The sequence below is a fragment of the Streptomyces sp. CGMCC 4.7035 genome, assembly GCF_031583065.1.
GTDB lineage: Bacteria > Actinomycetota > Actinomycetes > Streptomycetales > Streptomycetaceae > Streptomyces > Streptomyces yaanensis.
In genome coordinates this window covers 392947-416294 of record NZ_CP134053.1, presented here as the reverse complement: position 1 = coordinate 416294, position 23348 = coordinate 392947, and the positions used below count along the sequence as shown (strand labels likewise).

The following is a 23348-nucleotide window of genomic DNA, read 5'->3' as shown; positions in this document are numbered from 1 at the left end:
ACCGCGATCCGGTCGACTGGCCTACGCGCGCGTGGACCACCCTCAACGTCAACTTCGGATGGACACCCTGCCAAGACCCAGAGGCCCACGAGACCCACGAGGCCCACGAGACCCACGAGACCCACGAGGCCCACGAGGCCCACGAGGCCCACGAGCAGCAGGACCGAACCTGCTCGGGCGGCACGTTCCGGCCCGTTGTCAGACCCCCCTGCCACACTCGCAGCATGACCGGGCGCTGGGCTCTCGCTCCGGCCGAGGACGGCGGCGTGGAGGTCGCCGCCCTCGGCCCGGACGGGCTGCCCGCAGGGCCCGTGGTCAGGGAAGGGGATCTCGTCGCGGCGGTGCGGACGCGGCCGGAGGTCACCCGCTGGGTGTGGCGGTCCACCGCCGACGTCCAGCCGCGTCTGCTCGCCGCGGGGGTGCGAGTCGACCGGTGCTACGACGTCGAGGCGGCCGAGACCCTCCTCCTGGGCCACGAGGGGCGGCTCGGCGAGCCCCGGTCGGCCGCCGCCGCGCTGGCCCGGCTGCGCGGCGGCCCCGTACCGCCGGATCCCCCGCAGCGCTCCGCCGAGCCCGGCTCGCAGTCCTCCCTCTTCGAGCCGAGCCCCGTCCACGTCCCCCTCAAGGACCTCGTCGAGGTGTACGCGGACCAGCAGCGCCGGCACGAGGCCACCGCGCACCCGGACCGCATGCGGCTGCTCACCGCCGCCGAGTCGGCCGGCATGCTGGTGGCCTCCGAGATGAACCGGTCAGGGCTGCCGTGGAGCGCGGACGTCCACCGCGAGGTGCTGCACGAGCTGCTCGGCGAGCGGTACGCGGGCGGCGGAGAGCCACGGCGCCTTGCCGAGCTGGCCGACGAGGTGTCGGCCGCCTTCGGCCGCCGCGTCCGGCCCGATCTGCCCGCCGACGTGGTCAAGGCCTTCGCACAGGCCGGCATCCGGGTGCGATCCACCCGCCGCTGGGAGATCGAGGCCCTCGACCACCCGGCGGTGAAGCCCCTGCTGGAGTACAAGAAGCTGTACCGCATCTGGGTCGCCCACGGCTGGTCCTGGCTCCAGGACTGGGTGCGCGACGGCCGCTTCCGGCCCGAGTACCTGCCGGGCGGCACGGTCACCGGCCGCTGGGTCACCAACGGCGGCGGCGCCCTGCAGATCCCCAAGGTCATCCGGCGCGCGGTCGTCGCCGACCCGGGCTGGCGGCTGGTCGTGGCCGACGCGGCCCAGATGGAACCGCGCGTGCTGGCCGCGATCTCCCGGGACCCGGCGTTCATGGAGGTCGCCGGCCGCGGGGACGATCTCTACCAGTCGGTGTCGGACCGCGCGTTCTCCGGCGACCGCGGCCAGGCCAAGCTCGCCGTGCTCGGCGCGATCTACGGCCAGACGTCCGGCGACGGCCTGAAGAACCTCGCCGCGCTGCGCCGCCGCTTCCCCAAGGCGGTCGCATACGTCGACGACGCGGCCCGCGCGGGCGAGGAGGGCCGTCTCGTGCGGACCTGGCTCGGACGTACGTGCCCGCCGGCGGCCGGGGCGTCCGAGGACGCGGCGGAGGAGGCGGGCATTCCGCAGGAGCCCCAGGAGGACGGTCCGGCGGGCGTGACCGAAGAACAGCAGCAGTGGATGCCGGGGTACGCCTCCACGAACTCCCGCGCCCGCGGCCGCTTCGCGCGGAACTTCGTCGTGCAGGGCAGCGCCGCCGACTGGGCCCTGCTGCTGCTCGCCGCCCTCCGCCGCGCCTGCGCGGACCTCGCCGCCGAACTGGTCTTCTTCCAGCACGACGAGGTGATCGTGCACTGCCCGGCCGAGGAGGCGGACACGGTGGTCGCGGCGATCCGGGAGGCGTCGGACCTGGCGATGCGGCTGACGTTCGGCGAGACGCCGGTGCGGATTCCGTTCACGACGGCGGTCGTGCGGTGCTACGCGGACGCGAAATAAGGAGGTACTACGCGGACGCGGAGTGAGGGCGCGTACGAACCCCGGTGCGCTTCGGCTCACTCCCCCACCAGCAGCTCCTTCAGCTCGCCGAGCACCGGGCTGTCCGTTCCGTCCAGTGCGGCGAGGGCCGACTCCCACTGCCGGCCGGCCTCCTCGGCGTCGCCCTCCGCGCGGTGGAGCAGGCCACGCTGATGGCGGGCGAGTCCCTCGGCATAGCGGTCACCGTGCCGGGTGGCGAGGGTCAGCAGCACATCGCACTCGTGCGCGGCCCGCCCCGCCTCCCCGCACTCCCGCAGCGCCCGCACCAGCCCGAGCCGGGTCTGCGACTCGCCCTGCCAGTGGCCGTGACCACCGAGGACGCGCAGACTCTCCTCGAAGTGCGGTACGGCGGCGTCCGGTTCGCCGAGCGTGAGGTGGGCGAAGCCGATGTTGCAGTGCGCGGAGTGGCGGACGACGACATCACCGATCCGCTCGCCGATCTCCAGGCTTCGGCGGTGGTGGCCGATGGCGGCCCGCGGGTCCGTGTGCTCGTACAGGTTGCCGAGGTTGCTGTAGGTGATGGCCTCCTGCCCCGGGTCGTTCAGTACGCGCGTGTACTCCAGACACTGCCGCAGCGCCTCACCGGACTCCTCGAACCGGCCGAGCACCTCCAGGAGCAGCCCGCGGTTGTTGAGGCCACGGCACAGACAGGAGACGTACCCGAGCCGCCGCCAGATCTCCAGCGCCCCGTCGAGCAGCTCGAGCGCTTCGTTGCCGTGTCCCTTCATGAAGTGCAGCCCGGCCAGGTCCAGCAGCGCGTACCCCTCCGCGGGCGCGTCCGCCAGCCGGCGTGCCCCGCGCAGGGCGGCACGGACGAGCACCTCCGACTCGGCGAGCCGGCCCCGGCGTTGGAGCGGGCTGGCGACCATGCGGGCCAGCAAGGGCACATGGGCGGAGTAGTCCGCGTGGCGCTCCACGAGAGCGACCATGTTCTCCAGTTCGAGGACGATCCAGTCGACGGCTGCCTGGGCCGAGCCGAACGCGGGCACGGCCGCCACGTCCGTGGCGTGCGTCCCTGGTTGCGACGGGGTCACCCGGAGCCGGTCCGCGCGATCGGCGCCCGGCTCGACGATGGCCTTGTACGCGCGCACGGCCATGGCGGTGTACCAGCGCAGGGCCCGGTCGGCGATGCGATCCGGCTCCGCTGACTCGTCGCTCGCCGCCGTCTCGTGGGCGAAGTCCCGGACGAGGTCGTGCGGCGCGTACCGCCCGTACGCCGTCTCCTCCAGGAGCGCGACATCGACGAGACGGTCGAGGGCGGCCTCGGCACGGCGTTCGTCGGTGCCCAGGAGGCGGGCGAGAAGCGGTGCGCCGTAGCAGGGAAGGTCGAGCGCGCCGATGCGGCCGAGGGCGCGTGCCGCGTCCCGGTCGGCCTCGCGGTCGGAGGCGCGCAGCGCGTCGTGCGCGACGGCGAGCGACCTGCGGACGCTCAGGTCGTCGTACTCCAGGTGATGCAACCTGCTCTCGGTGGCGGTGAGTTGACCGGCCAGGACATCCGGGGTGAGCGCGCGACGGGCGGCAAGCCGCGCGGCGACGATACGCAGGGCGAGTGGCAGTCGGCCGGCGAGTTCGACAAGCGGATGTGCGGCGTCGAGTCCGTCCCGGCCCGAGACCGCGCGGAGCAGGGCCGCACTGTCCTCGCCGGACAGGGGAGCGAGCGGAACCCGGTGGGCGCCGTCGAGCGCGGTGAGCGGGGAGCGGCTGGTCACGATCACCGCGCAGCCGGGGCCACCGGGCAGCAGCGGCCGTACCTGCGCGGCGTGCGCGGCGTCGTCCAGCACCATCAGGGTGCGGGTCGGGGCGAGCAGCGAGCGGAGCAACGCGGCGGCCGCGTCCGGGCGTTCGGGAATACGGCGCGGCTCGGCACCGAGGTCGCGCAGCAGCGAGGCGAGCGCCTGCTCGGGGGTGAGCGGGGTCATGCCGGGGGTGGCGCCGTGCAGATTGACGTAGAGCTGACCGTCGGGGAAACGTTCCCGCAGCCCATGCGCGACGTGCAGGGCGAGCGCGCTCTTGCCGACCCCGGCCATGCCGCTGAGCACGGCGACGGCGGGCGCGTCGCGTTCGGTGTCGAGGACGCGCAGGAGTTCCTCGCGTACGGCGTCACGGCCGGTGAAGTGCGCTGGTGGCCACGGGAGTTGGGCGGGGCGGGGAACGGGGGGCGCGACCGGGGAAGTGGGGAGGGGGGCGCCGGGCTCCTCTTGCGTGCTCGCGCTGTCGGTATCGGCGCCGGTGCCGGTGCCGCTGCCGTTGTCGGTGCCGGTGCCGCTGCCGTTGTCGGTATCGGTGCCGACGCTGGTTTCGGTGTCGGTGTCGGGTTCGCTTTCGGTGCCGGTGTGGCCGGGGTACGGGTGGTCGGAGTCCGTGGGGTACGGATGGCCGGAGTCCGTACGTCTGGAGTCCGTAGCCGCGGCGCGCGCGATATCAGCGCTCCCCCGCCCGCTCCGCCTCCCGCCGCCGTGCCCGCCCGGCTCGTCTCGCAGGATCTCCAGATGGGCCTTGCGAACCGCTGCACCCGGCTCCACACCGAGTTCTTCCACGAGGCGTTCACGCAGGTCGCGATGGACGGCCAAGGCCTCCGCCGGACGGTCGGTACGGTGCAGGACGAGCATCAGCAGCCGGTGAAAGCCCTCCCGCAGCGGGTGTTCGGCGACCAGTGCGGCCAACTCGGGTGCGAGGCCGGCAAGTCGGGCGTCACCGAGGTTCAGTTCTGCGTCGTACCGCCACTCCAGGACGAGCAGCCGCGCCTCCTCCAGGCGCTGCACCAGCGCGTGCCCGCCGATCTCCGGCGGCAGGCCGCTGAGCGGTGTGCCGCGCCACAGGGCGAGCGCGGCGGACACCTCACGGACGGTGCGCTCCCAGTCACGGCCGGCGTGCGCGGCGCGGGCCGCGCCGACATGCTCCTCGAAGACGCGGACGTCCAATTCGCCCCCGCCGACGCGCAGGAGGTAGCCGGGCGGCACGGCACGCAGCCGCTCGGAACCGTCGTCGCCGAGCAGACGGCGCAGCCGGGTGACGTGGTTCTGCAGGGACGCCTGTGCGGAGGCCGGGGGCGCCCCGCCCCACAGTGCCTCCTTGAGCGTGTCGATCGGGACGACCCGGCCCGGCTCCAGCAACAGAGCGGCCAGCAGAGCCCGCATCTTGCCGCTGCCGATCGACCGGATCCCGCCGTCGGCGTCATAGACGACGGGCGGACCCAGCAGGCCGAACCGCAGCCCGTACCGCATAGCCGCCCCGTTGCCCTTCCGCACGGCCCGACCGCCGTGCCTCGCATCACCGTGCGGCACGACTGCCGCGCATCGCCCCGCCGCGCGGCACAACCACCGCGTCCCGCCGTGGACTGCGCGTCGACGTGCGGCAACATTTCGCCGCCCGGTTCCACGAACCCCTCTTGGAACCGTCCAGCTCGGCTCCCCTTAGAACCGTTGGCCACATGTTAGCGATCTGTTGGTGTGGCCTGATGTGATCCTTCCATCGGATCCGGCCCGACGGTACGCGCGTACACGCGTAGCTCGGGGGAGCGTCGCCGCCGTGGCTGGATCCGGGAATGCGCGAGGGCCCGGTCGGCGGAGGTGAACGGCCGGGCCCTTCGTCATGTACGCACGGGCCACCGCCACCCGCCGCGGGCCGGATGACGGGCCGCAGGCCGGACGCGGAACCGCAGGCCGCAGGCCGCACCCCGAACCACAGGCCGGTTCACAGGCTGCAGGCCGGACGCCGAACCGCAGGCCGCACCCCGAACCACAGGCCGGTTCACAGGCCGCAGGCCGCACCCCGAACCGGGGCTAGATGACGGGCGGCCGGCCGAGCCGCGTGAGCCGCCACACCGTGCGCCAGCGCATGGGCCGCCGCTCACCGCCCGAGGTCCGCAGCCCCTCCACGAATCCGCCGAACCAGGCCTTCAGCCCACCGGCCGACCGCGTCCGCAGAAGGGTGACGGCGATCCACACCCCGAGGTGGACGGGGATGAGCGGAATCGGCAGCCGCCGTCGCACGAGCCACACGCGGTTCCGTGCCGTGACCCGGTAGTAGATGGCGTGGCGGGCGGGCGAGGTCTTCGGGTGCTGGAGCAGCAGTTCGGGCTCGTAGAGGATGGTCCATCCGGCGTCGGCGGCCCGCCACGCGAGATCCGTCTCCTCGTGCGCGAAGAAGAACTCGGCGGGCCAGTCGCCGGTCTCGGCGAGCATGGCCATGGACAGCGCGTGCCCGCCGCCGAGGAAGCCGGTCACCGGTCCGCCGCGCATCGGGTCGGCGGCCCCGACCCGCGGCACGTGCCGTCGCTGGGTCTCGCCGTACTCGTCGGCGATCCGGAACCCGACGATGCCGAGCCGGGGGTCCGCGGCGTACAGGTCCCGCACCCGCCGGAGCACATCGGCGTCGACGAGCAGCCCGTCGTCGTCGAGTTCCACCACGACGTCGACGTCCCCCCATTCCCGCAGCCTGGCGAGGGCCACATTGCGGCCGCCGGGGCAGCCGAGGTTCTCGTCGACCTCGATGCAGGTGACCTCACCGGGAAGGCCGAGGCGCTCGGCGAACTCGGGCAGCGGACAGCCGTTGCCGACGACGACGATGCGGGACGGGGCGAGGTCCTGCTTGGCCACGGACGTGAGGAGGGCGTCGACCTCGGCGGGACGGTTGCCCATGGTCACGACGGAGACGGCGATACGGGGCCCCGGCTGCGACTCCGGCTGCGACACGACACCCTCCCCATCTCCGGCCGACGACTGTGCTCGCGATGCTAGCCGTTCACTAAGAGGACCCCTGGTGTCCGCTGGTTCTCCTTGCTCCGGATGAATTTTCGGCCGGGCGGGCACGGAAGCCGCGCTGTCCCGCGGGTTCCGCGGCCGCAGGTACCCTGGCCACGACCGCGCGCAGTGCCCCAGAGAAAGGAGGCGGAGGATCGGAGCCCGAAGGGCACCGTGATTCCCACCGCCGATGCCGTCCATCCCGCGGGTTGGTTCACCCAAGGAAATCTCCAGCCCGAGCAACCCCCATGTGAAGGAACTCGCCGCCCTCCGCCGCCGGCGGAACAGGCAGAGCTCCGGAGTGACGCTCGTCGAGGGGTACGAGGAACTGGATCTCGCTCTGCGGGCGGGCGTGCGTCCCCGCGAGCTGTACTTCTGCCCCGCGCTGACCGGCGGATCGGACCCGAGGAACGTCGTGGCCCGTGCCGCGGAGCGCGGCGCCGCCCTGTTCAGCCTCAGCCGGCAGGCCTTCGACAAGGCCGCCTACCGCGAGGGTCCGGACGGCTGGCTCGCCGTGGTGCCGGACATCGAGACGGACCTCTCCCGCATCGCGGTCGACGACCAGGCTCTCTTCCTCGTCTGCGAGAGCGTCGAGAAGCCCGGCAACCTGGGCTCGATGCTCCGCACCGCGGATGCGGCCGGGGTGACCGCCGTGATCTCGGCCAATCCCGTGACCGACTGGGGGAACCCCAACGTGATCCGGGCCAGCAAGGGCACGGTGTTCGCCGTCCCGATCGCCTCCGCCGGCTCCGATGAGGTCATGAACTGGCTGGCCGAGCACTCGGTGAACGTGGTCGCCACGACGCCCGACACGGACGTCCTCATGGCGGACGTCGAGATGACCGGGCCCACGGCGATCCTCGTCGGCAGCGAGAAGTACGGCCTGTCGGACCAGTGGCTCGCGGGCAGCCACACCAAGGCGAAGATCCCGATGTTCGGCCAGGTGGACTCGCTCAACGTCGCGGTGTCGGCCGCCCTCTTCACCTACGAGGCCGTACGGCAGCGCTTGGCTTCGCGCAAGCACTGAGAAGAACCGCTCGTCAGCACTAACTCGTCAGCACTAACTCGTCAGCACTAACTCGTCAGCACTGAGAAGAACCGCTCAGCGAACGGCCCGCTGATTCCTGAGGTGTTCGAGACCGCGCCCCGGGCGACGTACGTCCAGCGTGACGACGAGATCAACGCGTGCGACGTGGAGGGCTTCCGCCGCACCGTCGAGCAGACCGGCCGCCGTACGCTCCTCGTCGGCGGCACACTGGAAACGACGGGGCGACCGCCGGGCAGCCTCCGGGCGGGCCGAGGGCCGCAACCTCCAGACAGCTTTCCGGCCGGTGGGCCGGTGGCGGATCAGTACGGCGGGAGCGGAGATGGCCGAGGCTTCCGGAGCGACCACGCGGGACGGACCCACGAGCGTGGCCTGCCAGATCGACGAGACCGGGTTGCGCCGTCTGCTCGCCGGTCTCACCGCGGTCCGGGACGGCGATTTCCGCACCCGGATCCCGGAAGACGGCGACGGGCTGCTCGGCGACATCGCCACCGTCTTCAACGGCATGCTGGACCAGCTGTCACGGTTCACGTCCGAGGTGACCCGGGTGGCCCGCGAGGTCGGCAGCGAAGGCCGCCTCGGCGGGCAGGCCCGGGTGCCGGACGTGTCGGGGTCGTGGAAGGACCTCACCGAGTCGGTGAACGCCATGGCGGGGAACCTCACCACTCAGGTGCGGAACATCGCGCAGGTGGCCACCGCCGTGGCCTGCGGCGACCTCTCCCAGAAGATCACCGTGGACGCCCGCGGGGAGATCCTGGAGCTCAAGGAGACCCTCAACACGATGGTCGACCAGCTTTCGGCGTTCGCCGACGAGGTGACCCGGGTGGCCCGCGAGGTCGGCACCGAGGGCAACCTCGGCGGCCAGGCCACCGTCCGCGGGGTCTCCGGCACCTGGAAGGACCTCACCGACAACGTCAACGTCATGGCGTCCAATCTCACCGGCCAGGTCCGCAACATCGCGCAGGTGGCCACCGCCGTGGCCCGGGGAGACCTCTCCCAGCGGATCGTCGTCGACGCCAAGGGGGAGGTCGCCGCCCTCGCCGATGTCATCAACACCATGGTCGACACCCTGTCCGCGTTCGCCGACGAGGTGACCAGGGTGGCCTCCGAGGTGGGCACCGACGGCATCCTCGGCGGCCAGGCCCGGGTGCAGCATGTGGCGGGCACCTGGAAGGACCTCACGGACAGCGTCAACTCCATGGCGAACAACCTGACCGGCCAGGTCCGCAACATCGCCCAGGTCACCACCGCCGTCGCGGGCGGCGACCTCACCCGCAAGATAGACGTGGACGCCCGCGGGGAGATCCTGGAACTCAAGACCACCATCAACACCATGGTCGACCAGCTGTCCTCCTTCGCCGCGGAGGTGACCCGGGTGGCCCGCGAGGTCGGCAGCGAGGGGCGCCTCGGCGGGCAGGCCGAAGTGGAGGGCGTCTCGGGCACCTGGAAGCGGCTCACCGAGAACGTCAACGAGCTGGCCGGCAACCTCACCCGACAGGTCCGCGCGATCGCCGAGGTCACCAGTGCGGTGGCCGAGGGCGACCTGACCCGTTCCATCACCGTGGACGCCTCCGGAGAGGTCGCCGAGCTCAAGGACAACATCAACGCCATGGTGAAGTCGCTGCGCCAGACCACCCGGGCCAACCAGGAGCAGGACTGGCTCAAGACCAACCTGGCCCGGATCTCCGGCCTGATACAAGGCCGCCGCGATCTCGCCGACGTCGCCGGGCTGATCATGGACGAGCTGGTGCCGCTGGTCGCCGCCCAGTACGGCGCCTTCTTCCTCGCCGAGGACACCGACGACGGCGTGCAGCTGTGCCTCATCGACTCCTACGGACGCCCCGAGGGCTCCCCCCGCCCCACACGGTTCCGGCTGGGCGAGTCGCTGGTGGGTCAGGCCGCCCGCAGCCGACGCACCATCGCGGTGGACGACGTACCGGCCGATTACGTCACTGTCTCCTCCGGTCTCGGCGCCGCGGCCCCCGCCAGCCTGGTCGTGCTGCCCGTCATGGCGGAGGAGCAGGTGCTCGGCGTCATCGAGCTGGCCTCCACCGGCCGCTTCACCCCGGTGCACCGGGACTTCCTGGACCAGCTGATGGAGACCATCGGCGTCAACGTCAACACCATCATCGCCAACGCCCGCACCGACGAGCTGCTGGGCGAGTCCCAGCGCCTCGCGGGCGAGCTTCAGGCCCGTTCGGAGGAACTCCAGGTCCGCCAGGAGGAACTGCAGCACTCCAACGCCGAGCTGGAGGAGAAGGCCGCGCTGCTGGCCAGCCAGAACCGCGACATCGAGACGAAGAACCTGGAGATCGAGCAGGGGCGGCAGGAGCTCGAGGCCCGGGCCCGGGAGCTCGCCCGTGCCTCCAAGTACAAGTCCGAGTTCCTGGCCAATATGAGCCACGAGCTGCGGACCCCGCTCAACAGCCTGCTCATCCTCGCCCAACTGCTGGCCCAGAACCCCAGCCGCAACCTCACCCCGAAGCAGGTGGAGTACGCGGAAGTCATCCACTCCGCCGGCTCCGACCTGCTCCAGCTGATCAACGACATCCTCGACCTGTCCAAGGTCGAGGCGGGGAAGATGGACATCAGCCCCGAGCGCTTCCGGCTGCGTCAGCTGCTGGACTATCTGGAGGCCGCCTTCCGCCCCCTGACCTCCGAGAAAGGACTGGAGTTCCGGGTCGTGACGGCACCCGGAGTCCCGACCGAACTGGTCACCGACGAGTCCCGGCTGCGCCAGGTGCTCCGCAACCTGCTCTCCAACGCGGTGAAGTTCACCGAGGCAGGCCATGTCGAGCTGCGGATCGAACCCGTCGACACGACCGCCGACGACCTGCCCGACTCCGTCCGCCGCGGCAGCCCCGCCCTGGCCTTCCAGGTCAGCGACACCGGCATCGGCATCCCGGACCAGCACCTGGAGACCATCTTCGGTGCCTTCCAGCAGGCCGATGGCACCACCAGCCGCAAGTACGGAGGAACCGGGTTGGGCCTGTCCATCTGCCGCGAGATCGCCTACCTGCTCGGCGGCTCCATCCACGCCCGGAGCGTCCGGGGCGAGGGCAGCTGCTTCACCCTGTACCTGCCGACCGTGCACCCCGCCGTCCAGGAGACCGCTGCCCCACTGGCAGCCGGCGCGGCCCCTGCGGCGGCCCTGCCCCGCGCCGAGCCCCGCGACCGCCGCGGTACCGGACCGAGCGGCCCGGAGCGCCCCGGCGAAGCCGGCCTCGCCGCGGACACCCATGGCGCGCCCTCCGCAGGGCGCCGCGTGCTGGTCGTCGAGGCCAGGCCGCGAGGGCTGTTGTCCCTGCTCACCGAGAGCGCCGTCGCCGAGCTGCCCGGGGTCCCCTCGCCCGTCCAGGTGGACACCGCCGCCGATCCCGGGGAGGCGGCGGCCGCACTGGTCGGCCGGACCCACCACTGCGCAGTGGTGGACTGCGGCCTGCCCGACGAGGGTGCGGGCGAACTGCTGCGTCTTCTCGACGCCGACCCGGCCCTGCGCCACGTCCCCGTCCTGGTCCACTGCGGCCACCCGGTGCCCTCGGCCGAGGGGGAGCGCCGACTCCGGGCACGGGCCGGCGCCCAGCCGCTCGAAGTGCTCACCAGCCTGGACGAGCTCCGCGAACGCATCGTGCTGCACCTGACCGCCGAGCGCCCCGGCGAGGCGCTGCCACTGGTCCATGCCCCGGAGACCAGGCCGGAGACCAGCACGGAGCCCGCACCTGAGGAGGCCGACCCACTGGCCGACCACACCGTACTGATCGTCGACGACGATGCCCGGAACGTCTTCGCCCTCACCGGCATCCTGGAACTGCACGGCATGCGTGTCCTGCACGCCGAGAACGGCCGCGAAGGCGTGGAGGCAGTGGCCGACGAGGACATCGACCTGGTCCTGATGGACGTGATGATGCCGGAGATGGACGGCTACGCCGCCACCGCGGCGATACGCGCCATGCCCAGGCGTCGCCCGGTGCCGATCATCGCGGTCACCGCCAAGGCCATGTCCGGTGACCGGGAAAAATGCCTGGCCGCCGGGGCCGACGACTACGTGCCCAAGCCCGTCGACGCGCAGCAGCTGGTCCAGTGCATGCGCCGCTGGCTCGACCTGTGATGTGCTTGGGGTGGGGTACCCGGCGAGCAGTCACCCGCCGGATCCCCGGGCCGAGGAGCACCCATGGCGGAGCAGCAGCGCGTGCCCACGCGGCCGCGGCCCCCTTCCGAACCCGGCGTGCGTCCCGCACTGCACGGTGAGGCCGGAGTGGCGGGGCTGGCGGCCACCGTCGACCGGCTGAGCAACGAGATTCGCGCTCTGCGGGAGGACGGCGAGGCCCGCGTTCTGGTGGAACTCGCCCAGGGCATCCTGGTGGAACGGCTGAGCTGCTCTCCGTCCGAAGCCGCGCGGCAGCTGCGAAGGCTCGCCTCCGACGCCCGGACGGCCCTGCCCGAGCTGGCCGCCGACATCGTCAACCAGGCCGCCTCGGACGCCACCGCCCTCGCGGTCGCGGAAGCCCATGCCGCGCAAGCGACACCCGGCACCAGCCGGACGGCAGAGAAAGCCGCGGAACCACAGGACCGTGGGGCCGCCCTGCGGCTGCGTACGGCGGAGGCCGCCGCCATCCTGGCCGGTGACGACACCCAGGCGCTCGCCCGCGCCCTCCTCGACCGGGCCCTGAGGCCGCTGGGCGCCACCTCCGCCGCCGTGTGGTCGGCAGCCCCCGACGGCTCCCTCACCCTGGCGGGAGAAGCAGGGTTCGGCCCCGCCGAGGCCGCCCGCTGGCGCTATGTCCCGCCCGGGCTCGGCACCCCGGCCCAGCAGGCCATCACCGAGGACCGAACGCTGTGGATCACCGAGTCCGGCGAGGCGGCGCCGCCGCCCACCATCGGCGGCAGCAGCAGCGGCACACGAGCCCTCGTGCCTGCTCAAGGCGGCGGCCGGCGGGTAGGCGTGCTGGAGGTCCACTGGCCCGGCCGCCGGCCCGCGCTCCCCCTCCAGCGGCAGCTGGACGCCCTGGCCCAGCTCTGCGCCCTGTCACTCTCGGACCACGGCGTGGAGTCGGGCGTCCCGCCCGGCGGGACTGCCGCCTGGCTCGTCGGACTGCTCGACGGCCTGCTCGACTCCGCCGCCCTGCTGCGGCCGCTGCGGGACGGCGACGGCCGGATCACCGACTTCGTGATCGAGCACACCAACGAGCGCTTCACCGACCCGGCCGGTCGTCCGCGTGGCTCGCTGACCGGGCTACCGCTGCTGGAGGCGTATCCGCTGTTCGCCGGGGAGGGCGGGCTGTTCGAGCGGATCAAGCGGGTGCACAGCACCGGGGCCCCGTATCGCAGCCGGAGCGCCGTGCTCAGGTTCCCGGGCAGCCCGGCCCCACCGGCCGTGGTCGCTGCCGTGGGGCTGGCCCGCTTCGGCGACGTGGTGCTGCTCAGCTGGCGGCTCCCGGAGGGCGACGCCCGGCTTGCCGACCTGCTGGAGCACGCCCAGCGGGTCAGCCGGATCGGCGCCTTCGAGGAGAACCTGACCACCGGTGAGATCACCTGGACCGAGCAGCTGTCCACCCTGTACGGGCTGCCGCCCGGCGCGGCCCCGGTGCCACTGCACCAGCTCTCCAGACATGCGCACCCCGACGACACCGGCGCCGTGGGGCGCTTCCTGCGCACCGTGCTGCACCAGCGGGAAGAATGCGCGATCACCTTCCGGCTTCGGCGCGACGACGGGGTGGTCCGCCACCTGCGGGTGGTCGCCGAACCTCTCTGCGACGCCTCCGGGCTCCTGGTCGCCGTACGCGGCGCCTACCAGGACATATCCCCGCAGCACTGGACCGAGGTAGCGCTGGCCGCCACCCAGGACCGGCTGGCCGGTGCCGAGCAGCAGGCCGCCGAGCGTCACCGCCTGGCCCGGCAGCTGCAACGGGCGATCATGCCCCCGACGGCACACCCGGTGCACAGGGCGGGACTGCGGGTCGCCGTGCGCTACCGCCCCGCGGAGGAGGACCAACGGGTCGGCGGAGACTGGTACGACGCCGTCGTACTGCCCGACGGCCGGGTGCTGCTCACCGTCGGCGACATCGCCGGCCACGGCATCTCTGCCGCGACGGACATGGTCGTCCTGCGCAACGCCCTGCGCGGCCTGGCCATCACCGGTGCGGGGCCGGGCCGGCTGCTCTCCTGGCTGAACAGCGTCGCCTGCTGCCTCACCGACCAGGTCACCGCGACAGTCGTCTGCGGCCTGTTCGATCCCGCCGCCCACACCCTGCGCTGGGCCAATGCGGGACACGTGCCCCCGATCCTCGTCAGCGGCGGGAAGGCCGAAGCGCTCAAGCCGCCGGACGGCGTGCTGCTGGGTGCTGTCGACGCCGCCCCGTACGAGGAGACCCTGCACGAGCTGCAGCGGCAGGACATCCTGCTGCTGTACACCGACGGCCTGATCGAGCGCCGCGACAGCGACCTGGACCAAGCCCTCGGACAGCTCCTCGTTGCCGCGGGCCGCCCGGTGGGCGAACTGGAGGACTATGTCGACCACCTGCTGTCGTGCGCCATCGCCGACACCGATGACGACACCTGCCTGATCGCCGTTCAAGCGACCTGATCGCCGTTCAATTGAGCGAGCAACAAAAACCCCAGGTCAGCGACTATCTGACCTGGGGTTTCTCGGAGCCGCCTTCGGGATTCGAACCCGAGACCTACGCATTACGAGGGCCCCCAAGATCATCCCGAGTAGTGCCGGGAAGTGCCACCGGATCCCGTTTCTGCTGATCAGAGAGTTGCGGCCTGGATCGGCATGACGTCCTGTCCAACGTGTGCTGTCCCGTCCGCTCACGCATCGCTCACGCACTATCTACCGTTGGCCAGGTCACCCGACTCGCTATCCACGAAGCTGTGGATAGCCCACGGCAAGTCGGGCAACGACCAGTCGATGATGGGATCGTCGCGCGAAGGCTTCGGTAGATGGCGAAGGCCGCGATGAGCTGGCCGAAAAGCCGCGATTCTTCTCGTTCACCCTGGTGCCGATCACCAGCTTCCGTTCCGTAGCGCAGTCAACCGGGCAGGAACCCGATGCCGGCTCGTCGGCACAGGAGGAAGGCACTGCAGCGACTCCGCCCTGCAACATCTGCATGGGCGTCCCCCCATAGGCAAGCGAGGAAGAAGGGGCAGGTGCTCCCCATAGCGTCAGCATCGCCAGTGAAGGCCCGCCGAGCTGCGTCTCCTCAGACGCCTCCCCGGCGGGCCGTCCGCGCGGTTTCACCCCTGGTAGCGGGAGCCATGGCCGGCACTCTGCTCTTCTCCGTGACGGCCGACAACAGACAGCATGCGGACGATCATCTCGATGCGCGTACGTCTGGCGGTCTCATAGTTGTCGCCGAACCGAAGACTCACCCCTGGGTGGCGTCGTTCGGTGCCTACTACCTCTGCAGCACAAGAGGGCGAGACATAACGATCCAGAGCGTCCGGTACGAAGCTTCTGTGCAACCGCTCAACGTCTCATTTCAGTTGCGCAACGTGGACTCCGGTGCAGCCGGCATCGCGTCCGCCAGGGGTGAGCCACCCGACTTCGTGGATCCGGATCGCCACACGTACATTCCCAGGCCCGGAACCTACGAACAACTCAGGCCGGGGCGACAGATTACCCAGACCTGCGCCGATGTAGCTGACGGCAAGAACGGATTCACCGAGCTTCTCTTCGTTGTGACGGTGGGTGAACAGGGCGGAGTGATCAACCGCGCGTGGATCGACTACACGGTGGACGGAATCGAAGACCATCAGTACACGCTGGATCTGCGATGGAAGATGATTCTTTGCGGAAACCGAGTACCGGCCAACGACTCCCGAGGCGACTGTGGGCCTTCGGCCGCGCCTCAAGGTTTGTAGGCGGCGACGGACGCACTGGACGAGTTGTTGAGTGGTGCTGAAGGCGACGTCGAGGGAGAAGAGCCAGGCGAGGAATACATGGCGCCCGCCGTTTGCCTCGAAGGGGGCGGGCGGCGGGCGCCAAGGAGCGTACGGTCCCGGGGGGCAAACCTACGGCTATTGCGTCAACAGGTCGATTTCGATGGCGAGTGCGCCGAGCGCTTCGTCCAGCGCCAGACGCCCGTCGTCAGCGAAGGAGAAGGGCAGGTAGTGGCAGTAACCGGCGATCAAAGCGTCCGCGTGGGCTTCCAGGATCGCAGCCCGGATCGCAGGGGTGGCTTCGACCTGGTTGGCCACCACCACATCCGGCCGCGTGTGCCGGATCAGGTCAATCAGGCCGTCCAGGCCAGGCTGGAAGCGGGCCCGGTACTTTGTGGCCGGCGCCGTGGTGGGCGCGAAGCCCACCCGGGTATCGCCGGTCGCGACCGGCGAGGCCACGGTCACCTCGGCCCCCGCGTCAGTCAGGGCCGGGGCGAGTAACTCGGCAAAGGTGAAGCCGGAGTCGGCCGACAACCTGTTGGGGTTCGAGACGTTCAGTAGATACGGCAGGCGCACGGTGCCTCCTCAGGAAAGCTGCAAGATCACGGAATGGCCGGGCTCGCTGGCATGAGGGCACCACTAACCCGGGCCGTGCGGTGATCGACTGTCAGGACGCGCATGCCATGCGCAGGTTCTGCACGCGCGGTTTCGTGCATGTGGGCCCGGCACGAGGTTCTAGGGGTGTCCAGCCAGGCCAGGTAGGTGGATCAAACGGGCGGGAGCCCGGCACCCGGGCCAGCCCGACCACCGCGCCGACGAACTGTATGCCGATGAAGCCCAGGAGCGAACCGCGTGCGATGCCCGCGAGGTGTCGGTGAAGGCACGGCCGATGGTCACCGCCGGGTCGGCAACGGACGCGGACGAGGTGGACCAGTAGGCGGCGCCGATGTACGACGCGCCCGCGACGGGCGCGAAGCGGAGGCGGAGGTGCGGGCCAGGCCGAAGATCAGCAGGATCAGGCCGGCCGTGGCAACGACCTCGCCCGGGGGCAGGTGTCCAGCCGAGCGGTCGTGGTGGTGGACCACTTCACACAGTTCGCCGAACATCGCATCCACCAGGATCGCGCCCGCGATGACGCCGGCGATCTACGCAGGGACATAGACGGCCGTCGCGCAGTGTCACACCGGCGTAACCCCGGTAGGCAGTGCACAGCTCTGCCAGCGTGACGGCTGGATTGAATTGCGCACCGGAGACCAAGCCGAGGAGGGTGATGAGCACGCCCAAGCCGAAGACTCGTCAGCCGTCAAGGTGATCACCGACGCTGATCCTCACGGCGCCCGCTCACCGCCATCCGGTCCGCAGAACGTCCTTCGGCCTCACCCCGAGTGCGGCGCACTGGCCCAGAACGACTGAGCCTTCCGCAGAAGATCCTTGGCGGCTTCGCTGTAAGCGGCTCCCTCGCGCAGCAGGTCGAACATCTTGTGGTGGAGAGCCACCTGCTATGTCCCGTTCGGCAATCCTGGTGTTCCAAGCCGACCACCACTCCTGTAGCGGGCGAATCCGGCGCGCGACCCAGGAAAGCGATCGGTACGTCACCATCACCATGGCGACGAGCAGTACGGCCCCGATGACCGACCGCTGGATCGCGGCTATCCGCTCCAGGTCGATGTGCATAGACCGATCTTGACGTGAAGCACTGACACTCGCGGTCGATCCGGCCTACTTGGTGATGACCCATCGATAGGCCCAGTCCGTTGCTGTGATCGATGGCAATGCCGTTGGCGCACACGTGGCCACATCGCGGAGGGCCACGCCCGTCTCGATATCTGACCTGATTTAACGGTTCCGGGAGGCTACCGCCAACCATCGAGGGAAACCTCCGAACCGCCTGTGAGGTACCGGCGGAGGGCGCTTGCCGTGGTGTCAACGAACCCCTCGGGGATAGCGTCAGCGTCGACCCAGCAGACCTGGTCGTGCTTACGTGGTTCGAGGTTTTTGGGTTCTCCGGTCCATTCATCGGCGGCGAAGACCACGGTGAGAAAGCCGTTGGGAGCTTCTACGCCCCAGGCACCATGAATGATGTGGGCGACCTTCAGGGCCTCCGGCTTCACGATCAGGCCGGTCTCCTCGTACAGCTCGCGCACCGCGGTCTCGGTGATGGGTTCGCCGGGTTCGCTCTTGCCGACGGGGAGGTCCCACATGCCCTGGGCGAACTTGGCGTTCTGGCTGCGCTGGAGGAGGACGACGCGGTTGGTTCCCTTGTCATGGACAATGACGGCGGCGACCAGGAGTGTCATGGATCCGAGGGCAGGCTTCAGCCCTTTGGACTGCTGGCGAACGCTCACGTCCGCAGGTCCCTGATCATGACCGCGTATACCGGCGAGTCGGCGAACGGCTGCTGCTCGCCGGCCTTTACGTACCCCCACAACTCATAGAGTGCCTGCACCTTCGGGTGCGTGACGTCGACCAGGAGTACGGCGAGGTCTTCCGTGCGTTCTTTCAGCAGCGCTTCGTGGAGTCGTGCGGAGATGCCCTGCTTGCGCCAGCGTGGGCGCACCATGACCTCGGACACGGCGTAGGTGGAGGTGTAGCCGTTGTTCGGCTCGTAGCTGGTGGAGCGCCACCACTCGCGGCCGGGGGCGAGTGGTGCGCCGTAGGCGAAGCCGACCGGTTCGTCGGCGTCGTACGCCACCACGCAGGAGAAGCCCTCCATGCCCGACCAATGGTCGACGAACCAGGCGAAACGCTGATGGAAGGGGTCGTCCATCTGGTCGGCGTAGGCGTCGGCATGTACGTCGATGAGCATCTGCCGGAAGCCTTCGGAGAGGTCTCCGTGCTGGAAGTGACGCAGGTCGGTCACGCTCGACTCCATTCGGTTCGCATGCGGTCTGCCCAGTCTCGTGCGTAGGAGGTGGAGGGGGCCATGGTGAACAGCCCGCGGTGGAAGTCACCGATGAGGGTGCGCATGCGGCCGGGCAGAGGGTCGGCGTCCATGATCGTGAACACGGCGGTGGCTGTGGCCGTGCCCCGTTCGGCTTCTCCCTGGTGGAGTTGGGCAAGGGCGAGCTGAGCGGTGGCAAGTGCCCGGTTACGCCGGAAGGCACTCGGAATCCTTGCCAGCGCGCGGTGGGCCATGGCTTCTGCGTGGGCGTGGCGTCCGCTGTTGAACTGGACGATCGCGGCCAGGTGGTCAAGTTCGGCCTGGCCATAGAACGCTGTCCAGCGCGGGCGCTCGCACTCCGCCACCTTGATGAAGGTGTCCTGGGCCAATCCGAGGGACCGCAATCCGGCCCGTCCGTCACCGAGAGCTGCGTACGCGAGGGCGACGCGGACCCGACCCAGCGAGTCGAAGAACGGGTCGTGACGAGCCGCCGAGGAGGCTTGCGCGGCCTGTGCCGCTGCCAGTGCCTCCGGCCAGTTCTGCCGCTGGTAGGCGAGCATCGAGAGGTTTACCCACACACGCATCTCGGTCGGGCCGTCCTGCGAGAGGCCGGCGAACGTCGCCGATTCGTTCAGGTAGCCCTGGGCCTGGTCGAGGTTACGGACGTCGATGCACGACCAGGCGGCGATAGTGGTGTACTCGGCAGCCAGCGCGTACAGCGCCCGGCGGACGCGTTCGCCGGCGTTGCGCTGCTGTAGTTCAAGTACCTTGTTGCGGCCCTGCACGGCGGCCTTCTCCAACGCCGCGTGGCCGCCCTGGCGGTCGTCGGCTTCGACAAGGGCGTTCACGCCGGCGGCAACCCTGGCCACGTCCGACATACCGACCGTACGGCGCTGAGCCACCAACGGAACAGCGGTGGCTGCGGCACCGGTCGCCGAGCCGAGGAAGGTGCGACGCCGCACGGGGTCCTCCTGCGGATGTTGCATGGTGCGTGGTGCGCTGAACCCTAAGTCCTCGACAGGGCAGTCGAACACCCGCTCTAAGGCTGCGCACGTGCGCCCGATGGGTCGACGGGACGTTCCGTTCAGGAGATTGCGCACTGTGCGCGAGGAGACGTCGCCAGGCCGACCGGTGATCTCTGCGAGCGCAGCATTCATCCGAGCAGCCAATTCGTCCTGGGTGAACCCGAGTTCCTCCATCAAGCTCTTGAGGACGGCGTTCGCTCCCATGGAACCGACCGTATCCCCGCGTGCACTGACCGATCCAGACCCCAGGTCACCGAAGCGTAAAGTCTTCCGGTTCTCCGCAGGCGGGTGGGGCGCGACCTTTCCTGTTCCTCGTCGGCTAAAGGTCGTTGACTCGGTATCAGCCGTTGAGCGGGCGAGGTTCCCCCTACCTGCCCCACGACGGCCTGGAGGAGAGCCCGCCCCGGCGCACCCCGTCGCGGGGGCGGGCGTCCCAGCCTCGGAGGGATGACCCCGTGACCATGACAGCCGCCAAACCAACAGCGACAGGCATTCCGGGCTACACCGAGACCGTGCCGTGCGAACCGGAATCCGCGCGCCGCGCACGCCTGCTTGTCTCCGCCGCTCTGAATACTTGGGGCATAGGCGAGCTGGCAGAGGCTGGGACTCTGGTCGTGTCGGAGCTGATCACCAACGCCGTCAATCACACGCGGTGTCGCGTGGTCCGAGTGGTGATTCGACGCGAGACGGCTGAGGTGGTTCGGATCGGCGTCGCAGACAAGTGCCGTGCCACTCCCGAGCCGGCCGACCCCGACGACGACTCGGAGGACGGTCGTGGTCTTCTCCTCGTGGAGTCACTGAGCTGGCGATGGGGCTACGACCTGCATCGCTGGGGAAAGCTCGTCTGGGCCGAGCTGCGGGTGCCGGCCTCGTGCTGACTCCGCGCGTGGTCTTACGGCTCATGTCCTCGGAGGAGCTCATCGACCACCCTCGCCCGGACGCGTGCGTAGAGCTCGCCTTCGGCCCCGTGCCTGACGCAGCGGCAGTGCCGGAACCTCTCCGCATAACTCCGGTCGATCTACTGCGACTCCACGTCGAATCGGGTCTGGCGCTCGGAGAGATCCGCGTGGAGGCACAGCGTGCCGAGAACACGTGGCAGCGGCAGCTCGGCCACTGGTACGGCGACGGCCGGCTGGCCGTAGAGGCGCGTCCAGCGGACGTCAGTCTTCTCCACCGAGTCCTCGACGGACTGCGGCGCCTCGACTCAGTTCCGACGCAACCTTGGCGCCTCCGGCGCCCATGAGACCCCCGCTCGGGCGGCTCTGTCCCGGACGCGCCTAAGCGGGTGAGCAAGTCACATCGAAGGACATGAACTTCCGACAGGAAGGAAAACCGTGTTCAACTACATGGATCGCTTCCCCACCGGCAGCCCGCTGCCGCAAGGACACCTGACCGCAGCTCCATGGGGGCTGCGGCGTCTCGCCCCGTACCCGCCCGTCGAGGGCCCGGACTACGCGGCGGTGAAGCTGGACCCGGAGACGCAGACCGCCCGGTACTTCGACGCCTCGGGGGCACCCACCATGTCCCCGGGCCACGGCACGTCCTCCGGCACCAACCCCGCGACCGGCACCACGGGGCAGGGAGACCGCGCCGGCGGTGACGCCCCCGACAGCGACACGGGGAACGACACCGACCAGTGACTCTGGTGACGAACAACGATCATCCGGTCCTGGTCGTCACCAACCTCGACGACCCGACCGCGGACTTCGTGATCGCCGAGCTGCACGACCGGGGTGTCCCGGTCGTGCGGTTCGACTCCGGTGACTTCCCCGCCACGCTGTCGTGCTCGGCCGCCATCGGCGGCACCGACAGCTGGCGGGGAAGCGTGCAGACCCCGAGCCGACGTGCCGAGCTGGGTGCCGTGCGGTCCGTGTACTACCGGCGCCCCTCCGGGTTTGCGTTCCCCCACCTCGACAGGCAGGACGAACGGTTCGCCGTGGCTCAGGCCCGCTACGGCCTCGGCGGCATCCTGACCTCTCTGCCCGGCTGCCTCTACGTCAACCACCCCAACCGCATTGGCGACGCCGAATACAAGCCCGCCGGGCTAGCGGCAGCAGCGGCGGTCGGCTTCACAGTGCCGCCGACCTTGATCACCAACGTTCCCCACGACGCGCGGGCCTTCATCAAGGAGCACGGCACCGTCATCTTCAAGTCGATCTCGGTGCCGCTCTATCTGGTCGACGGCAAGGCCCGGACCGTGCCGGTGACCGAGGTGACCGTCGACGAGATCGACGACTCCGTCACCGGCACCATGCACCTGTTCCAGCAGTGCGTGCACAAGGTCGCCGACGTCCGCGTCACGGTCATCGGCGATCAGATCTTCGCCGTACGAATCGACTCCGGCCTCCTCGACTGGCGGACGGACTACAACACGCACACCTACACGCCGCTTGCCGCGCCGCCAACGGTGGAGCGGTCTATGCGTGCCTACCTGAAGCACTTCGGGCTCGTCTTCGGAGCATTCGACTTCGCTCTGACCGACTCCGGCGAGTGGATCTTCATCGAGTGCAATCCTTCCGGACAGTGGGCATGGATGGAGCCGCCGACAGGTCTGCCTATGACCGCCGCACTCGCCGATCTCCTGGAAGGAGGCATCCGTGGCCAGTGAGACCGATATCGAGACGGTCGCGGTCGATCTACGGCGCCGCCTCGCCGGACAACTACAGGAGGACGGCTGGCTGCGGTCGCCGGCCTGGCGTGCCGCCGTCGAGGCCACTCCTCGCCACCTGTTCGTCCCTCGGTTCTACCGGGAGAGCAACACTCCCGGCGTCACCACCTGGGAGCCAGTCACACCGGAAACCGCCGGCCAGGAGGAGTGGCTCCGTCTCGTCTACACCGACGAGACATGGATGACCCAGTTCGACAGCCGGGACATCGACTGGGCCGACCCGAAGCCCATCAGCAATGCCGCCCCCACCTCGTCGTCGACCTTGCCGAGCCTCGTGGTTCGGATGCTCGAAGACCTCGACGTGCAGGACGGCATGAACATCCTGGAGATCGGCACCGGCACTGGCTACTCCACAGCACTCATGTGCCACCGGCTCGGCAGCGAGCGCGTGGCCTCGATCGAGACGGACGACGGCGTGGCCCGTCGCGCCCGCGAGGCTCTCACCACAGCCGGATACACCCCTCGGCTGTTGGTGGGGGACGGCCGCGCCGGCCACCCAGACGGAGCCCCGTACGACCGGCTGATCGCCACATGCGGCTTCCGCAACATCCCGCCCGCCTGGCTGAACCAGGTGCAGCCAGGCGGCGTCATCCTCACCACCCTGCGCGGCTGGATGCGCTCCCTCGGCCTGGTCAAACTCATCGTGACTGGAGACAGCGCGAGCGGCTGGTTCAGCGAGGACGATCCGAGCTTCATGATCGCCCGCCAGCAGGACGCGCCGGAGAGCCTCGGCATGATTCCGGCGCCCGACGACGGAACGACGCGGAAGGCAACGTACGGCCCAGAGGTCCTCAGCAGCTCCGGTCCGGCCTTCATGGCTCAGCTCGCGGCGCCGGACGCCCGCTCCTTCTCCATGGCGGTCGACGGCGGGCCAGCCAGCACATTCGTGCTGGACAGCGTCACCGATTCCTTCGCCGTCCTGGCTCCTACGGACGACGGCTGGCAGGTCCGCCAAGGTGGCCCGCGCCGCCTGTGGGAAGCGGTCGAGTCGGCGGTGGGCACCTGGGAGGAGTACGGCTCACCGAGCACCGCCGCGTTCGGTGTGACGGTCTCCCGCGGCGAACAGGTCGTCTGGCTCGGGAATCCGAACGGCCCGCAGTGGCCGCTACCCTCCTGAGACAGCCGCCGCAGACGCG

16 protein-coding genes and 1 pseudogene are annotated in these 23348 nt (G+C 70.2%); 9 read left to right on the top strand and 8 right to left on the bottom strand.

Annotated features, from left to right (window positions below):
* Positions 1–224: 224 nt before the first annotated feature.
* On the top strand, positions 225–1931 hold the full coding sequence (locus Q2K21_RS01755) for a bifunctional 3'-5' exonuclease/DNA polymerase (protein ID WP_310763281.1): 1707 nt from the start codon (positions 225–227) through the stop codon (positions 1929–1931).
* A 56-nt stretch (positions 1932–1987) separates the two neighbouring features.
* Here Q2K21_RS01755 and Q2K21_RS01750 read toward each other — a convergent pair whose 3' ends face one another.
* Both Q2K21_RS01750 and Q2K21_RS01745 read right to left on the bottom strand, forming a co-directional pair.
* Positions 1988–5194: an AfsR/SARP family transcriptional regulator gene (locus Q2K21_RS01750; protein ID WP_310763280.1), complete on the bottom strand. Its 3207-nt coding sequence runs from the start codon at positions 5192–5194 to the stop codon at positions 1988–1990.
* Positions 5195–5752: 558 nt separating this feature from the next.
* Positions 5753–6664 (bottom strand): glycosyltransferase family 2 protein, encoded by a 912-nt coding sequence (locus Q2K21_RS01745; RefSeq protein WP_310763279.1) that lies wholly within the window; start codon positions 6662–6664, stop codon positions 5753–5755.
* 238 nt (positions 6665–6902) lie between these two features.
* Between Q2K21_RS01745 and Q2K21_RS01740 the strand changes: the two genes are divergently transcribed.
* From Q2K21_RS01740 to Q2K21_RS01725, 4 genes are all read left to right on the top strand, one after another.
* The gene (locus Q2K21_RS01740; protein WP_386275940.1) at positions 6903–7739 is read left to right on the top strand and encodes a TrmH family RNA methyltransferase; all 837 of its coding nucleotides are present in this window, start codon (positions 6903–6905) and stop codon (positions 7737–7739) included.
* A gap of 340 nt (positions 7740–8079) precedes the next feature.
* Complete coding sequence (locus Q2K21_RS01735) at positions 8080–11865, top strand: HAMP domain-containing protein (RefSeq protein ID WP_310763277.1); 3786 nt, start codon at positions 8080–8082, stop codon at positions 11863–11865.
* Between the two features lie 63 nt (positions 11866–11928).
* Positions 11929–14340: a SpoIIE family protein phosphatase gene (locus tag Q2K21_RS01730; RefSeq protein ID WP_310763276.1), complete on the top strand. Its 2412-nt coding sequence runs from the start codon at positions 11929–11931 to the stop codon at positions 14338–14340.
* A 674-nt stretch (positions 14341–15014) separates the two neighbouring features.
* Complete coding sequence (locus tag Q2K21_RS01725) at positions 15015–15620, top strand: hypothetical protein (protein WP_310763275.1); 606 nt, start codon at positions 15015–15017, stop codon at positions 15618–15620.
* Positions 15621–15776: 156 nt separating this feature from the next.
* On the opposite strand, the gene Q2K21_RS01720 is transcribed toward Q2K21_RS01725, so the two are convergent.
* The 5 genes and pseudogenes from Q2K21_RS01720 to Q2K21_RS01700 form a co-directional block, all read right to left on the bottom strand.
* Positions 15777–16214: a hypothetical protein gene (locus tag Q2K21_RS01720; RefSeq protein ID WP_310763274.1), complete on the bottom strand. Its 438-nt coding sequence runs from the start codon at positions 16212–16214 to the stop codon at positions 15777–15779.
* A gap of 211 nt (positions 16215–16425) precedes the next feature.
* A pseudogene (locus tag Q2K21_RS01715) lies at positions 16426–16931 on the bottom strand (aquaporin); the annotation flags it as partial.
* Between the two features lie 560 nt (positions 16932–17491).
* Positions 17492–17935, bottom strand: a complete 444-nt coding sequence (locus tag Q2K21_RS01710; RefSeq protein ID WP_310780535.1) for an NUDIX domain-containing protein — start codon at positions 17933–17935, stop codon at positions 17492–17494.
* Between the two features lie 44 nt (positions 17936–17979).
* Positions 17980–18510, bottom strand: coding sequence for a GNAT family N-acetyltransferase (locus tag Q2K21_RS01705; RefSeq protein ID WP_310763273.1), 531 nt, complete (start codon positions 18508–18510; stop codon positions 17980–17982).
* Complete coding sequence (locus Q2K21_RS01700; RefSeq protein ID WP_310763272.1) at positions 18495–19748, bottom strand: helix-turn-helix domain-containing protein; 1254 nt, start codon at positions 19746–19748, stop codon at positions 18495–18497. The genes Q2K21_RS01705 and Q2K21_RS01700 overlap by 16 nt, the downstream gene beginning before the upstream one ends.
* Positions 19749–20005: 257 nt before the next feature.
* Here Q2K21_RS01700 and Q2K21_RS01695 point away from each other — a divergent pair, with 257 nt between their 5' ends.
* Complete coding sequence (locus Q2K21_RS01695) at positions 20006–20422, top strand: ATP-binding protein (protein ID WP_310780534.1); 417 nt, start codon at positions 20006–20008, stop codon at positions 20420–20422.
* 140 nt (positions 20423–20562) lie between these two features.
* Here Q2K21_RS01695 and Q2K21_RS01690 read toward each other — a convergent pair whose 3' ends face one another.
* Positions 20563–20718, bottom strand: coding sequence for a hypothetical protein (locus tag Q2K21_RS01690; protein ID WP_310763271.1), 156 nt, complete (start codon positions 20716–20718; stop codon positions 20563–20565).
* A gap of 160 nt (positions 20719–20878) precedes the next feature.
* Between Q2K21_RS01690 and tgmA the strand changes: the two genes are divergently transcribed.
* Genes tgmA through tgmC form a run of 3 tightly spaced genes read left to right on the top strand, consistent with a single transcriptional unit; the run spans position 20879 to position 23329 of the window.
* On the top strand, positions 20879–21184 hold the full coding sequence (gene tgmA, locus Q2K21_RS01685) for a putative ATP-grasp-modified RiPP (protein ID WP_067000855.1): 306 nt from the start codon (positions 20879–20881) through the stop codon (positions 21182–21184).
* A 5-nt stretch (positions 21185–21189) separates the two neighbouring features.
* On the top strand, positions 21190–22152 hold the full coding sequence (tgmB, locus tag Q2K21_RS01680) for an ATP-grasp ribosomal peptide maturase (RefSeq protein WP_310763270.1): 963 nt from the start codon (positions 21190–21192) through the stop codon (positions 22150–22152).
* Positions 22142–23329 carry an ATP-grasp peptide maturase system methyltransferase gene (tgmC, locus tag Q2K21_RS01675; protein ID WP_310763269.1) on the top strand — a complete coding sequence of 396 codons (1188 nt, stop codon included), beginning with the start codon at positions 22142–22144 and terminating at the stop codon, positions 23327–23329. Before tgmB ends, tgmC begins: the two co-directional genes overlap by 11 nt.
* Positions 23330–23348 lie beyond the last annotated feature (19 nt).

What these genes read in the sequence shown, in the direction of transcription:
- Q2K21_RS01755 (WP_310763281.1), top strand. Translation starts at nt 225, where the DNA reads ATGACCGGGCGCTGGGCTCTCGCTCCGGCCGAGGACGGCGGCGTGGAG.
- Q2K21_RS01750 (WP_310763280.1), bottom strand. Translation starts at nt 5,194, where the DNA reads ATGCGGTACGGGCTGCGGTTCGGCCTGCTGGGTCCGCCCGTCGTCTAT.
- Q2K21_RS01740 (WP_386275940.1), top strand. Translation starts at nt 6,903, where the DNA reads ATGCCGTCCATCCCGCGGGTTGGTTCACCCAAGGAAATCTCCAGCCCG.
- Q2K21_RS01735 (WP_310763277.1), top strand. Translation starts at nt 8,080, where the DNA reads ATGGCCGAGGCTTCCGGAGCGACCACGCGGGACGGACCCACGAGCGTG.
- Q2K21_RS01730 (WP_310763276.1), top strand. Translation starts at nt 11,929, where the DNA reads ATGGCGGAGCAGCAGCGCGTGCCCACGCGGCCGCGGCCCCCTTCCGAA.
- Q2K21_RS01725 (WP_310763275.1), top strand. Translation starts at nt 15,015, where the DNA reads ATGGCCGGCACTCTGCTCTTCTCCGTGACGGCCGACAACAGACAGCAT.
- Q2K21_RS01710 (WP_310780535.1), bottom strand. Translation starts at nt 17,935, where the DNA reads ATGACACTCCTGGTCGCCGCCGTCATTGTCCATGACAAGGGAACCAAC.
- Q2K21_RS01705 (WP_310763273.1), bottom strand. Translation starts at nt 18,510, where the DNA reads ATGGAGTCGAGCGTGACCGACCTGCGTCACTTCCAGCACGGAGACCTC.
- Q2K21_RS01700 (WP_310763272.1), bottom strand. Translation starts at nt 19,748, where the DNA reads ATGGGAGCGAACGCCGTCCTCAAGAGCTTGATGGAGGAACTCGGGTTC.
- Q2K21_RS01695 (WP_310780534.1), top strand. Translation starts at nt 20,006, where the DNA reads ATGACAGCCGCCAAACCAACAGCGACAGGCATTCCGGGCTACACCGAG.